General features: G+C 58.5%; 13 protein-coding genes and 1 tRNA gene. 3 read left to right on the forward strand and 11 right to left on the reverse strand.

Translation table 11 applies throughout. The features are described from left to right. The 3 genes from ACG9DO_RS10195 to cpdR form a co-directional block, all read right to left on the reverse strand. Positions 1-1,224 (reverse strand): NADP-dependent isocitrate dehydrogenase, encoded by a 1,224-nt coding sequence (locus ACG9DO_RS10195; RefSeq protein ID WP_394727548.1) that lies wholly within the window; start codon positions 1,222-1,224, stop codon positions 1-3. 165 nt (positions 1,225-1,389) lie between these two features. Then, positions 1,390-1,464: transfer RNA gene (locus ACG9DO_RS10200), tRNA-Val, on the reverse strand. Positions 1,465-1,580: 116 nt separating this feature from the next. Continuing rightward, positions 1,581-1,976 (reverse strand): cell cycle two-component system response regulator CpdR, encoded by a 396-nt coding sequence (cpdR, locus tag ACG9DO_RS10205; RefSeq protein ID WP_394727550.1) that lies wholly within the window; start codon positions 1,974-1,976, stop codon positions 1,581-1,583. A gap of 98 nt (positions 1,977-2,074) precedes the next feature. Between cpdR and ACG9DO_RS10210 the strand changes: the two genes are divergently transcribed. Next, positions 2,075-3,028 carry an N-formylglutamate amidohydrolase gene (locus tag ACG9DO_RS10210; RefSeq protein ID WP_394727552.1) on the forward strand — a complete coding sequence of 318 codons (954 nt, stop codon included), beginning with the start codon at positions 2,075-2,077 and terminating at the stop codon, positions 3,026-3,028. Positions 3,029-3,257: 229 nt separating this feature from the next. Here ACG9DO_RS10210 and ACG9DO_RS10215 read toward each other — a convergent pair whose 3' ends face one another. Both ACG9DO_RS10215 and ACG9DO_RS10220 read right to left on the reverse strand, forming a co-directional pair. Further along, on the reverse strand, positions 3,258-4,058 hold the full coding sequence (locus ACG9DO_RS10215) for a SapC family protein (protein WP_394727554.1): 801 nt from the start codon (positions 4,056-4,058) through the stop codon (positions 3,258-3,260). A 98-nt stretch (positions 4,059-4,156) separates the two neighbouring features. Beyond that, entirely contained in the window at positions 4,157-5,611 is a 1,455-nt protein-coding gene (locus ACG9DO_RS10220) for an FAD-binding oxidoreductase (protein WP_394727556.1), read from the reverse strand. Positions 5,612-5,770: 159 nt separating this feature from the next. Here ACG9DO_RS10220 and ACG9DO_RS10225 point away from each other — a divergent pair, with 159 nt between their 5' ends. Further along, positions 5,771-6,352: a hypothetical protein gene (locus tag ACG9DO_RS10225; protein ID WP_394727558.1), complete on the forward strand. Its 582-nt coding sequence runs from the start codon at positions 5,771-5,773 to the stop codon at positions 6,350-6,352. A 145-nt stretch (positions 6,353-6,497) separates the two neighbouring features. Beyond that, entirely contained in the window at positions 6,498-7,886 is a 1,389-nt protein-coding gene (locus ACG9DO_RS10230) for a DEAD/DEAH box helicase (RefSeq protein WP_394727560.1), read from the forward strand. A 10-nt stretch (positions 7,887-7,896) separates the two neighbouring features. Here the strand turns inward: ACG9DO_RS10230 and ACG9DO_RS10235 are convergent, their stop codons facing one another. The 6 genes from ACG9DO_RS10235 to tyrS form a co-directional block, all read right to left on the reverse strand. Continuing rightward, on the reverse strand, positions 7,897-9,096 hold the full coding sequence (locus ACG9DO_RS10235) for a pyrophosphate--fructose-6-phosphate 1-phosphotransferase (protein WP_394727562.1): 1,200 nt from the start codon (positions 9,094-9,096) through the stop codon (positions 7,897-7,899). 83 nt (positions 9,097-9,179) lie between these two features. Beyond that, complete coding sequence (locus ACG9DO_RS10240) at positions 9,180-9,962, reverse strand: aspartyl/asparaginyl beta-hydroxylase domain-containing protein (RefSeq protein WP_394727564.1); 783 nt, start codon at positions 9,960-9,962, stop codon at positions 9,180-9,182. A 28-nt stretch (positions 9,963-9,990) separates the two neighbouring features. Beyond that, entirely contained in the window at positions 9,991-10,911 is a 921-nt protein-coding gene (cysK, locus tag ACG9DO_RS10245; protein ID WP_394727566.1) for a cysteine synthase A, read from the reverse strand. Between the two features lie 10 nt (positions 10,912-10,921). Further along, positions 10,922-12,232, reverse strand: a complete 1,311-nt coding sequence (locus ACG9DO_RS10250; RefSeq protein WP_394731253.1) for an MFS transporter — start codon at positions 12,230-12,232, stop codon at positions 10,922-10,924. A 108-nt stretch (positions 12,233-12,340) separates the two neighbouring features. Beyond that, positions 12,341-12,679, reverse strand: coding sequence for a PilZ domain-containing protein (locus ACG9DO_RS10255; protein ID WP_394731254.1), 339 nt, complete (start codon positions 12,677-12,679; stop codon positions 12,341-12,343). A 132-nt stretch (positions 12,680-12,811) separates the two neighbouring features. Further along, positions 12,812-14,041, reverse strand: a complete 1,230-nt coding sequence (gene tyrS, locus ACG9DO_RS10260; RefSeq protein WP_394727568.1) for a tyrosine--tRNA ligase — start codon at positions 14,039-14,041, stop codon at positions 12,812-12,814. Positions 14,042-14,118 lie beyond the last annotated feature (77 nt).

Here is a 14,118-nt window from a genome sequence, read left to right on the forward strand (position 1 = left end):
TTATGACCAGTTCTGCATTTCCGCTTCGAGATTGGTGACGATCGCCTCGAAGAATTGCTCCGTGGTCAGCCAGTTCTGGTTTGGACCGATCAGCAAAGCGAGATCCTTGGTCATCTGGCCTTTCTCAACGGTTTCAATGCAGACCCGCTCCAGCGTTTCAGCAAAGCGCACGACATCGGGCGTATTGTCGAACTTGCCGCGATACATCAGGCCGCGCGTCCATGCGAAGATCGATGCGATCGGGTTGGTACTGGTCGCCTTGCCCTGCTGGTGCTGGCGATAGTGGCGGGTCACGGTTCCGTGCGCAGCTTCCGCTTCGACGGTCTTGCCGTCCGGGGTCATCAGCACCGAAGTCATCAGGCCGAGCGAGCCGAAGCCTTGAGCGACCGTATCGGACTGAACGTCACCGTCATAGTTCTTGCACGCCCAGACAAACTTGCCGTTCCACTTGAGCGCGCTGGCAACCATGTCGTCAATCAGGCGGTGTTCGTAGACAATGCCCTTTTCCTTGAACTGTTCGGCAAAACCTTCAGTGTCGAACACTTCCTGGAACAGGTCCTTGAAACGCCCGTCATAGGCCTTCAAGATCGTGTTCTTGGTCGACAGGTAGACAGGCCAACCAAGATTGAGGCCGTAATTGAAGCTTGCGCGCGCAAAATCGCGAATACTGTCATCGAGGTTGTACATCGCCATAGCGACCCCCGCAGACTTGAACTCATACACATCGAGATCAAGCGTTTCACCATTCTCACCATCGAACACGAGGCGCAGCTTGCCGGGGCCAGGGATCAACGTGTCGGTTGCGCGGTACTGGTCACCGAATGCGTGGCGACCGACCACGATCGGGTCAGTCCATCCGGGAACCAGACGTGGTACATTGTCGATCACGATGGGTTCGCGGAAGACAACACCGCCCAGGATGTTGCGGATCGTGCCATTGGGCGAGCGCCACATCTTCTTGAGGTCAAATTCCTCGACCCGCGCTTCGTCCGGGGTAATGGTGGCACACTTTACGCCAACACCATATTGCTTGATTGCATTGGCGGCATCGACGGTAATCTGGTCGTCGGTCTCGTCGCGCTTTTCGATCGACAGGTCATAATACTTCAGATCAATGTCGAGATAGGGCAGGATCAATCGCTCTCGGATCCACTGCCAAATAATCCTCGTCATTTCGTCGCCATCGAGCTCGACGACGGGGTTCTTCACCTGAATTTTCTGCATGTTTGCCCTATGAGTGTGTGCTGAAGTTCGACCTTAGGAGAATCCTGTTGGGGGGCTTTAGCAGAGGAGCGCGCAGGCGCAAGCAAGCCAATCAGCCGAAGCAACCGAGGCGCGGCAAAAACGAAAAGACCCGCCATCGCTGGCGGGCCTTTCAAGGGGTTTCGATGGTGGGCGTAGGAAGAGTTGAACTTCCGACCCCTGCGATGTCAACACAGTGCTCTACCACTGAGCTATACGCCCGAACCATCGGAACTGCCGCTGAGTCCTCAGCATCGGATGCGGCCTCTAGCCAAGGTCTCTGGAGGGTGCAAGCGATTCGCGGCGAATGCGGGTAATTGTTTCAGCCCGTGCGGCGCCTAGCCGACCGTCGAAAGGCCTTGCTGCTCTGCAAAGACCCGTTCCACTTCCAGCACCAGATCGCGCAGGTGAAAAGGCTTTGACAGGACCTTTGCATGAGGCTGTTCCCTGCTTGCTCGCAGCGAGACCGCAGCAAATCCCGTAATGAACATCACTTTTGTCTGTGGACTCACGTCGGCACAATGCTGCGCCAGTTCGATTCCATCCATTTCCGGCATAACGATGTCAGACAGCAGCAGATCGAATTCCTGCTCCTCCAGCAGCGGAACCGCAGCAGTACCACGATCCACGGTAACCACTTCATATCCCGCATTAACCAAGGCACGCTCAAGGTAGATGCGCATTGCCTCTTCATCTTCTGCGAGGAGGATTCGGGGCTTCTTTTGCTCAGTCATGTTCGGCGCGGTACACGCAAGTGATTAAAAAATCCTCCTCCGATATCAACGCGACCTACTTTGACACAGGGCTAAGCTATTGGCAGCCTATCTTATTAGTGACTCCACTGTACGAACCTGATGATTCGCCGCCAATCCGGGCTGCACCAACGCCACTTACTCCACTGAGCAAGCTGGTTCCGTTTACCATGTCAGAGCCCGGGGATGACGCCTTGCCGGTTCTGATAGCGGTTCCTCATGCCGGCAGAGCTTACACGGGCGAACTGCTCGCGCAGATGAGGGATCCGCAGGTTGTCATGAAGCGGCTCGAGGACCGCTATGTTGACGCGGTCGCCCTTGAAGCGATGCGGTGGGTCAAGGCGAGCCTGCTGGTCGCCCATGCGCCACGTGCGATGATTGATCTCAACCGTTCGTGCGAAGATGTCGATTGGACCATGGTTTCCGGACGAAAGAACGGTAAACCCCAGAACTCACTGGAAAACAGACGGGCTCGCAGCGGCCTTGGCCTAGTTCCACGGCGATTGCTCGGCCATGGTGAAATCTGGCGAGAGCACCTCACGCAGGAACAGCTTGATAGTCGCATTGAAGCGATCCACCGACCGTATCATCAGGCTCTCGGGAAAAGATTGGCGCAGATTCGCGACCAATGGGGCGCTGCGCTTCTGATTGATCTTCATTCGATGCCGCCCTTGCGTGCCCGCGATGAGGCAGCACGCGGCGCGGAATTTGTGATCGGTGACCGCTTTGGAGCGTCTTGCGATCCGAAAATCGTGCTGAAGGGGCAGGAGTTCCTCCAATCCCGCGGGCGACTTGTGGCGTACAACCGGCCCTATTCAGGCGGACATGTTCTTTCCGCCCATGGGCTCCCAAGGCACGGAATCCATGCTCTTCAGCTTGAAATCTGCCGTTCCATCTACCTGGATCCCGAACTTGATCAGCCGAACGAGAATCTTGCGGCGATCGGCCGCCTGGTCGGCGAATTGGCGCTGCAACTGGGAGAGGAGGTCGCGGTCATGGGAAGATCGGGCTTCTTCGCTCAGGCAGCGGAGTAGCCTTCCAGGTGTTCACAGCTCGCAAATCGTGCGAGGAATTCCGCAATAGGTTCTTGAAAACAATAAAAAACCACCTCGTGCACTGCACGAGGTGGCCAAGGTTCAGGGAGGATATGCGCCCGAGGGCGCACAATTCAGACCAGCTATGAGGGAGGCCAGTCCGAACTCCTCTAAGTTAGTCAGCGAATGTGAACCTTTCAAGTCCCTTAGATTCGCGTGAATAGCTTGCTTAATTTGCCGGCTGGTCCGCCCCAGGTGCCTGCATCACCGGTTGCGGTATCTTGCCCTGCTGGACCTGGCGGCCGAAGATCGTGCGCATCAGGTTCAGCGAGAACAAATGCGCATAGATGAGCACAAGCATCCCGTTCTTCTGGAGCTCAACAACCTGTTCGTCGCTCAGTTCGGCAATCTTCTTCTCATCGACCATGCGGAATCCGCGATAGACGAAGGGCTTGTCCGGATCACTGTTCTGGGTGATCGCGATCTCACCATCCATCAGGAGTCCCCGCTTCTCGAGTTCATCCATGAATGCCTTGGTGCGCTGACCGGCTTCTTCGAACTTCTGGCAAAAATCGAGCACGCCCTTGGTGTAGTCGGTCGGCTTGCCTTCGCCGTCGAACAGCTCCTGGCCGTCCTTGAAGTCGCCCACCACTTCAGCGGATGGGTCGAAGCAGAGTGACATCTCGTCGCTATCAGGACGCAGACGGGCGAGAATGAACGGGTAGCGGCGAGCATAGGCAGGAATATAAACCTGCTCCGTGAACTTGCCTTCGCTGTCGATGAAGACATTGACGCCTTCGTTCATCCCCATCAACGCGATCGGGAGCGGGTTTTCACCAGCTGTAAAGACGATCGGATAAGTGCGCTGGGCATCGATGAATTCATCAATCGTCAGCGGGATGGCGTGGGTCTCACCCACAAAGCTAGCATTGTCGAAGGTCTTGCTCTTCCAGGCCTTGTGATCGCGGCTGTTGAGTGGGAGCAGGTCTTTATAGAAAAGGGGCAAGTTCATCTGCGGCGCGCTGGCCATGAATTCTCTCCGTTTAGGGTGAGCCTGAGTGGCTGAAAAAATACGTTGCGATGCGCGGGCACCGCCTCCAGACCAAAAGTCGCAGGCGCTTTAGGCGTTCACAGCGCGCTAGGCAAGTCATCGCCGCCAACGGCGATCAGCTTTCCCGGATTGAGCAAGCCAGCGGGGTCCAACGCATGTTTGACGCTGCGCATGAGGTGGAGCGCAACAGGATCGTTAAGGCGGGCAAGCTCACCGATCTTCATCTGCCCGATGCCATGCTCCGCACTGATCGAGCCTCCCCATTGTGCAGTGAGGTCATAGACATAGGAGCTGATCGCCTTGCCTTCGTTCAGTTCCCATTCGCCGCGCACCGCGCCTTGCGGGGCCAGTACGTGAAAGTGGACGTTGCCGTCGCCCAAATGTCCGAAAGAGACACTGCGGGTGCCGGGGAACCGTGCCTCCACTGCTGGACCTGCCGTTTCAATGAAGTCGGGCATTGTGTCGACCGGAACGGAAATATCATGCTGCACTGCAGGCCCGATTTCCTTCTCAGCCGGTGCAACAGAATCGCGCAACAGCCAGAAGTCCTCGGCCTGCTTCTCGTTGGACGCAATGACAGCATCCTCGATTCCCCCGGAGTCTAGTTCTTCGGCCAGCTGCTCTTCGAGCTTCTCGCGCACTTGTTCTGTCTGTCCGGCGGTAATCACAAGCTCACTCAAGGTGTACCAGGCATGCGCACCTGTCAGCGGGCTGCGTGCATCTGGAAGGTGTTTGAGCACGCTTTCGAGGCAATGCGCGGGCATGACTTCGAACCCTTCCAGCTCTTCCGGCATCGCGCTTTCCAGCTTGAGCAAAAGCGCCCGCGCGGCATGGACCGAAGGCAATCCGATCCAGGCGACAACTCGATCCTTGATGGCCGGCAACAGACGCAAGGTCGCTCCGGTCACGATGCCCAGCGTTCCTTCCGAGCCAATCAGCAGCTGTTTCAGATCGAACCCCCGGTTGTCCTTCTTGAGAGGGGTAAGCGAGTCAAATATCTGGCCGTCAGCAAGTACGGCTTCAACTCCCAGCACCTGCGCGCGCATGGTTCCGTGGCGGAGCACCTGAGTTCCTCCGGCATTGGTTGAGATCAGCCCGCCGATAGTGGCTGAACCCTTGCCGCCAAGCGTCAGCGGAAAACGCAGCCCTTCCGCCTCAACGATGTCATGCAGGTTTTGCAAAACAAGCCCTGCATCGACCGTGATCTGCCTTGCAGTAACGTCAAAACTTCGCACTGTGTTCATCCGCCTCAGCGATAACAGCACAGAGTTTCCGGCGCTGTCCGGGGTCGCTCCACCGACCATTCCGCTATTGCCGCCCTGCGGTACAATCGGAACGCCATGCCGTGCGCAAAGCTTGATGAATTGCGAGACCTCTTTGGTCGACGCGGGCGAAGCGAGGCCCAGCGCCTTGCCAGTGAAGCGGCCACGCCAGTCCGTCAGCCAGGGATCAAGCAGGTCAGGATCGCAGGTAAAGCCGCGATCTCCGAGCAATTCGCGTGCTTGCGAGGTAAATTTGGAGGAATCGATCATGCGTCGGTGGCTATGCCATGCACCTCGGAGAGGTTCCAGCACAACCATAGGCCGATCAGACTTCCAGAAACTATCTGGTTGATTAAGGCGGCATTCAATTCCTGTCCCTATGACGGGTAGAAAGAAAACTGGTCCAAGAACCGGTTTATGAGGGCTTTGATGAATTCGCTGCTTGCCTGGTCTGGATCGGTTGCGCTTGCATTGCCGCTGCTGGCGGCCAATGCGCCTGCACCAGCAGTTCCAGATATTCTCGATGCCCCGGTCCAGCTTGATCCGCAATTCAGGCCCCTTACCAAATCCGAACAGTTGAGCGAGGAAGGCGATCGGCTTGAGGCGCTCTATCTGCCTCAGGTCCAGCACCAGGTGCGGATTGAGCAGCGCGTTGTCATCCGCATCTCACCCGCCGCCCGTGCCCCGCGCAGCAATCTCATGGCTGAGCAAACCCAACCGCGTGCTCCGCAACGCTTTGAAGAGCGCAAGATGGATGATTGCATTGCGCTCAAGGATATTTCGGGTGTCCAGCCAGGGAGCGGCAATCGGCTCGTCCTCTACATGGACGATCGGACCATGATAAGCGCACAGCTGGACAAGTCCTGTCGTGCGCGCGATTTTTACTCCGGCTTCTATGTTGAGCGGAATGAAGACGGGAAATTGTGTGTGGCGCGGGACAAGCTCCAGTCACGTTCGGGTCCCAATTGCGAACTCACCCGGATGCGCAGGCTGGTTCCGGTCGACACCTGATCCGCGCCAGCCGCGCCCGTGCTGCGGCGCACAAACTTGACTTTCAGCTCCTTTTCAGCGAATGGCGCGCTCAGCTTGCCGGGGCTTCCGGCGCATTTGTGACGGCGTCCTGCTACGCCTGACATCCGGACAATTTGATTAGCCTATGACTTTTGCCGATCTCGGCCTCTCTGACGAATTGCTGCAAGCGGTGGAAGCCGCTGGATATACCACGCCGACTGACATCCAGGCGCAGGCCATTCCGGCCATCCTGATGATGCGGGACCTGATCGGGATCGCGCAGACCGGCACGGGAAAGACCGCCAGCTTTGTCCTCCCCATGATTGACGTCATGGCTGCAGGCCGCAGGCGGGCTTTGATGCCGCGTTCGCTGATCCTGGAGCCGACCCGCGAGCTCGCTGCCCAGGTCGCGGAAAATTTCGAGAAATATGGCAAGAACCACGATCTCAAGATGGCGTTGCTGATCGGCGGTGTGCAGATGGGTGATCAATTGAAGGCGCTCGATGAAGGCGTGGATGTTCTCATCGCAACGCCGGGTCGGCTGATGGACCTGTTCGAGCGGGGCAAGATCCTGCTTAATGGGTGCGAGCTGCTGGTGATCGACGAAGCCGACCGGATGCTCGACATGGGCTTCATCCCCGATATCGAGTTCATCTGCGACAAGCTTCCTGCCACAAGGCAGACAATGCTGTTCTCGGCCACTATGCCGCCGCCAATCGAAAAACTGACAAAGAAGTTCCTGAGCAATCCGAAGCGGATTGAAGTGAGCCGGGCGGCGTCCACCAACAAGGATATCACCACGTTCAAGATCCCGGTCGAAAGCCGCAAGAAGCGCGAGACCTTGCGCTGGCTGTTGCGGCACGATCAGGTCGAGACCGCGATCATCTTTGCCAACCGCAAGACGACCGTGCGCGAACTCAACAAGAGCCTACAGCGCCATGGCTTTGCCAGCAGCGAGATCCATGGCGACATGGACCAGTCGAGCCGGATCAAGGAACTCGATCGTTTCAAGGCGGGTGAGGTGAATATCCTCGTCGCATCGGATGTCGCCGCACGCGGGCTCGACATCAAGGGCGTCTCCCACGTCTTCAATTTCGACACGCCGTGGCACCCGGATGACTATGTCCACCGGATCGGACGGACGGGCAGGGCAGGGGCCAAGGGCCGCGCCTTCACCTTCGTTGCCAAGGAAGATGCCGAGGCGATTGCCAATGTCGAGAAGCTGACCGGCAGCGCGATCAAGGTATTCGGCAAGGAAGACGTGCGGGTCGAACTGGCGGAAGAACCCGAGAAGTCCCGGAGCAAGTCCGAAGACAAGCCTGAGAAGCCAAAGACACGCAAGAGTGAGGTTGAGGGTGAGCCAGACACGAAGTCTGACAAGCCCAAGCGCGCACCCCGCAAGGCTCGGGACGCGAAGCCAGAGAAGCCAGAACGCAAGAGCAGCTCACGCCGCCGCGACGAGGACGATGAACCGGTGCAAGCAGGCGAATGGAACGGACCGAAGCCGAGCTTCCTCGATATCGGAGCGAGCTAACCCGGCCGCCTCACGCCTGCCCGAGGTCGTTTAGTAACTCAGTAAACCATGGCGTCGATGGATCGAAAGCCTTGCCGCCCTTGATCCGATCAAACTCAATCGCGCGCATGGCATTGGCGTGCTCCTCGTCCTCGCCGATCACGCCCGATTGTCCGCGCAGGGCCGCAGCAACGGCCAAATTCGTGCACTGCCTGATCAGCTCGAGATCAGCGGCGTTGGCAGGAGCTGAGCGAGAGAAATAGCCGCTTTTCTGGACCAGCACTTTCTCTGGGCCCAGTTCTTTTGCAAAGCGTTTGGCGAACCATTGCCCCGGATTGATTGTGTCGAGCTTCACATGACCGAACGGGTCTCGTGGGACTTCTTCGCCAGCGGCTTCCATCGCGGCGACGATCTCGATCAGCCCAGCGCCTTCGGAGATGAACAGGTTCACACCGTCCTGCTCGTCCATCACCGCGCTGAGACGCTCAGCTTCACGCGCGATCTCGAACGGGCGCTCGGGCACATAGACCCCGTGCACGTCCCAGCGCGCGGCTGCGTTCTCCGGCCATTCCGCGAAAGGCGCGCTCTTGACCCAGCGATGGTGCGCATCCGCGGTCGCGGCGGCAAGCCAGCCGCATTGTCGTCCCATCACTTCATGCACGATCAGCATGCGCGGATTGGCGGAATGCTCGGCGATAATGTTGCGGGCATAGACCGCACCTTGTTCCGCTGCGGTCCACGCGCCCAGCGACTGGCGGATCGGGATCACGTCGTTGTCTATTGTCTTGGGCAGGCCGACAACGGTCAGATCGTAGTCATTCTCCTGCAGATAGGCAGCGAGGCAGGCGGCTGCCGTGTTGGTGTCATCCCCACCAATAGTATGCAGAATATCGACCCCGTCGCGGGCCAGTTGTTCGGCCGCGACTTGCAATGGGTTTTCGCCCTCTCTGACGAGTCCGCGCTTTACGCAATCCTCGACATTGGTGAGCTTGACCCGGCTGTTGCCAATCGGGCTGCCACCGAAGGCGTGCAAGCGTCCAGCGGTCTCGCGCACCTTAACGGTCACTTCGACATATTCGCCCTTGAGAAGACCCGCATAACCGTTGCGGTATCCGATGATCCGTATGTCTGGCGCGACTTCGGTATATCGCTCGATCAGCCCTCCAACTGCGGAAGACAGACACGGAGCGAGCCCGCCTGCGGTCAACATGGCGACGGTTTTCTTAGTCATTGCTGTGTTTCTGCCAAGTTTCACGGCGCTTTGCCATGCGCATTCGAATGGCTCGGCCTTGCAGGCACTAGACGGCGGGTGCGTTAGTTTGAGCCAGCAGGTTCATTTGCCTCCGCGATTCGGAACGTTTCTTCCCATTTGTCGAAGTTCTTGCGGGCATCAGTCACAAAAGGTGATTTTCGGATAGCGCCCAACCACAAATCATGCACCAGGCGGCCGGGCTGGCGCATTGGCCGCTTGACCTGAACCAGCAAAATGACCCGCGGGTCGGGGGTATCGTTGGCGACCTCATGTTCGAAGCAATCGTCGAACACGATCCATTCGCCATTGCGCCAGCAGCGCTTCTCATCTTCGACTTCGATCCAGCAGTTCTCGTGATCTCGCGGGACGCTCACCCCCAGATGGCAGGTAATCAGGCCGCGCGAGACGCCGCGATGACGCGGGATCATTCCGCCAGCATCAATGATCGAGAAAAAGGCGGAGTTAAGGTCAGGCACTTGTTTGACGAGTTCGGCTGTACGCGGCGCGCGGGCACAATTCTCCGGTACTTCAAAGCCGTATCCGACGAGGAAGAACGACCGCCATTTGCCATCGCGCCCGGTGTTGCGATGGTCTGGCGAAAGCTCGCGCAGCGGTGGAATTGCGTCGCGATAGCGGATGATCGCCGCTGCTTCCTCTGCGATAACCTCCCAATTCTCCGCTAGCAGCTTTGTCCAGGGAAAGTGTTTCTCATCAAGGACGGGCTCAACCGGGATCTTCGAGCTCGCTGTGCTCAGCCGGTCGATATACTTACGCAGCTTGGTGCCCGCACGGATCACCCACGGCCTGGTTTCCGGGCCTTTCATGTATTCAGGTGTATCGTCCATCGGCCGGGGGCTCCGCTGGATTGTCGCGTTATTCAACCGGCAAGAAGTCCGGAACTGAGAGGTAACGCTCTCCAGTGTCGTAATTGAAGCCGAGCACGCGCGTTCCGGCCGCCAGATCGGGTAATTTTTGCGCGATGGCAGCGAGTGTCGCACCCGATGAAATACCTACCAGCATCCCTTCCTCGCGCGCGGCGCGGCGGGCCATTTCCTTCGCGTCCTCTGGATCGACAGCGATCGCGCCATCAATCGACTGGGTGTGCAAGTTTCCGGGAATGAAGCCCGCGCCAATGCCCTGGATTGGGTGAGGGCCGGGCTGGCCGCCGCTGATGACAGGCGAGAGCGTCGGCTCAACCGCATAGGCCTTCATCGCGGGCCATTCTGCCTTGAGCGCTTCCGCGCAGCCGGTGAGGTGTCCGCCCGTGCCAACGCCGGTTATCATCACGTCGATCGGAATGCTGGCAAAATCGGCAAGGATTTCTTTCGCCGTCGTGGCGATGTGGACCTTGTAGTTCGCCTCGTTGTCAAACTGGCTGGGCATCCATGCACCCTCGGTCGATTCGACCAGCTCCTGCGCGCGCTCGATCGCGCCCTTCATGCCCTTTTCCTTGGGCGTCAGGTCAAAACTGGCACCATAGGCGAGCATCAGGCGGCGACGTTCCAAAGACATCGATTCGGGCATGACAAGCACGAGCTTGTAGCCCTTGACCGCGGCCACCATCGCCAGGCCGATGCCGGTGTTGCCGGATGTCGGTTCGATGATTGTCCCGCCGGGCTTGAGCGCGCCGGAGCGTTCCGCATCCTCGATCATGGCAAGGCCGATACGGTCCTTGATCGACCCGCCGGGATTGGCGCGCTCGCTCTTGATCCAGACCTCATGGTCCGAAAACATGCGCGACAAGCGGATGTGGGGGGTATTGCCGATGGTTTCGAGGATGGATGCGGCTTTCATGTCAGGCTCCTCAATGCTTGTGTCGATTGTCTTCTAGCAACTGATCAGGCGGATCGAAAGTTTTGGTCGTCCTCAGAACCGGAAAAACCCGACTCCACAACGCTACGGTGACGATCGCACCCACGCCTCCGGCGACGACCGCCGCGACAGGGCCAATCGCAAAAGCGAGGCTGCCTGAAAAGAAGTCACCGCCTTCATTGGATGCGCTGATGGTCAGCTGGCTGACAGAGGAAACGCGCCCGCGTTTGTCATCAGGAGTATGAAGCTGGATCAAGGATTGCCGAATGTAGACGCTGAACATGTCTGCCGCGCCGACAATGAACAGCATGGCGAGGCTCAAGGGCATGGATTTCGAGAGTCCGAAAATGACTGTGGCCACACCGAAGACAAACACCGCAAACAACATTTTCGGGCCGACATTGTTCTTGAGCGGTCGGAACGAGAACCATGCGGCGGTCAATGCCGCGCCGACTGCCGGGGCCATCGCCAGCTGTGCGAGGCCTTGCTCGCCGACCTCGAGGATGTCGCGCGCGAAGACCGGGAACAGCGCCGTGGCACCTGCAAGAAACACCGCGAACAGGTCAAGCGTGATTGAGCCCAGTACCATCTTGTTTTGAACGACATAGCGCAGCCCGTCGACAATCCGGCCAATCGGGCGAACATCCTTGCGCATCGGCGGCTGCGGGACCCTGCCGATAAAGCTCAAGGCAACGAAGCCCAGCAGAAACAGGGCGCTTGCAACGGCATAGGGCAGGGCAGGCTCTATCGCGTAGAGATAGCCGCCCATGGCAGGGCCTGCGATCATTCCGACCTGCCACGAGATCGAGGATAGAGCGATGGCGTTGGGCAGGACTTTCTTCGGAACAAGGTTCGGCGCGAGCGCTGACATTGCTGGCCCGGTAAAGGTTCTGGCAATGCCGAGGACCACGGCAACGCTGAACAGAACCAGCAGGCTTATCCCGCCCGTCCAGGTAAACCATGCCAGAACGGCGGCACAAACCAATTGTAGCAGGATCGTCAGACGGCCAAGGTTGCGGCGGTCAAAGCGGTCAGCCGCCAGCCCTGAGAACGGTGTCAGCACAAACAGCGGAACGAACTGGAGCAAGCCAATCAGCGCGAGCTGGCCGGAGGCCTCTGCCACACTCATCCCGGCGTCGCGTGCGATGTTGTAGGTCTGCCAGCCGATGATGAGCATCATCGCGTATTGCGCAAGATTGGTGGTCAGGCGGCTCATCCAGTAGGCGCGGAAATTCGCGATCTGGAAGGGGTGCGATGCTTCTGGAGCAGCGGTTTTGGCGGAGCTTGTCACTCCGAACGCCATGGCAGCGAGCAAGCGGTCTGCCAAGCAATCAGTTCAGGCACCCTCCGCCAGCTGAACAAAAAAGGGCGCTCGAAAGCGCCCTGTCTCTTCATCTTTGTGTGCGGCCTTTTATCGCGGACGGCGCAGGCGCGGATTGGGCTGGAGTGTATCAATAATCGCCATGAAATCGTCGAGACGGATGATCCGCTCAAACTGGAAGCCGGCACGATCGTCATGCGCCCAGATCACATAGGCTTCGATCCGGCCAACAACAGGCAAGCGAATGATCACGCGGTCACCGCGCTGCAGCCCTTCACCATTGTCGACCATGAAGCCGTGCGCTGAGATGTTGGCGATATGCAGGTTCATATCGCCATGGCGAAAATGTTCGACAATCGCAGGAAAGTCGACGGGATGACGTGCGGCACGGCGCAGGTCCGTTACGCTAAGATTTGCTCCGGCTGACACAGTCAACGACCCTCCATTATTCCTTTCACTGAATGCCTAATGCACCAGAAAGGCTGACAATTGGTAAAGCCGAATTGAGAAAAACGCCGGAGCGGTTTGCGCCCGGCTGTGCGGGTTGTGCGTCGAGCCTTCTCAGCGCGTAATGAGGCCGTGCTTTTTCTTGCCCAGGCTAAGCCTCATTTGCGAGCCGTGCTCGGGCAGGATCAGAAAACCGGGATCGGTGACCGTAGTGTCATCAAGCCTGACAGCGCCTTCGGCGATCTTGCGCTTGGCTTCGCCGTTTGACGTGGTGAAGCCGAGCTCAGTCAGCGCAGCACCCACGCGGATGCCTTCTTCGCCAACCGCCAGCGTGGGGAGGTCTTCACCCGCACCGCTGCCGGCAAATGTCTCGCGCGCGGTTGCCTCGGCCGCCCTGGCGGCATCTGCTCCGCGGACCATCGCGGTCACGGCATTGGCAAGCACGACCTTGGCTTCGTTGATTTCTGCCCCTTCGAGCGCTTCGAGCCGTGCGATCTCGTCAAGCGGCACGTCTGTGAACAGCCGCAGGAAACGGCCGACATCGCGGTCGTCCGTGTTGCGCCAATATTGCCAGAAATCGTACGCCGGCAGCTGCGCTTCGTTGAGCCAGATTGCGCCGGATACTGACTTGCCCATCTTCTGTCCGTCGGAGCGCGTGATGAGCGGGGCAGTCAGACCATAGACCTCGCTCCCGTCAATCCGCCGGGCCAGCTCAATCCCGTTGACGATATTGCCCCATTGGTCGCTGCCGCCCATCTGCAAGCGGCAGTCGTAATCTCGTGCAAGCTTGAGATAATCATACGCTTGCATTATCATGTAGTTGAATTCGAGGAAGGTCAGTGGCTGCTCGCGGTCGAGCCGCAGTTTGACCGAATCGAACGTCAGCATGCGGTTTATGGTGAAATGCGGTCCTACGTCGCGCAGCAGCTCGACATAGCCGAGCTTAGAGAGCCAGTCGTCATTGTTGATGAGAAGCGCGCCTGTTTCGCTGTCATCGAAGCGCAGGATCCGTTCGAAAGTGCCCTGGATACCAGCGATGTTGTTGGCAAGCTTCTCGTCAGTCAGCAATTGCCGAGTCTCATCGCGCCCGGAAGGGTCGCCGACCTTGGCCGTCCCGCCGCCCATGATCACAATCGGACGGTGGCCTGCGTCCTGCAGCCGCTTCAACAGCATGATAGAGGCAAGATTGCCAATATGTAGCGAAGGCGCAGTCGGATCAAACCCGACATATCCGGTGATGACCTGCTTGCTGGCAAGCGCATCCAGCGACTCCGGATCGGTGACCTGATGAATATGGCCGCGCTCTTCCAAAAGGCGCAGAAGTTCTGATTTGTAAGTGCTCATTTCGGTCGCAGCCTCTAGCAGCGCTTGAAGCTGTGCGTAAGCCTCTTGCTTGGGCCTTCGCACAATCTTAGGCAGTT

The organism is Altererythrobacter sp. GH1-8 (assembly GCF_043702085.1).
Lineage (GTDB): Bacteria > Pseudomonadota > Alphaproteobacteria > Sphingomonadales > Sphingomonadaceae > Erythrobacter.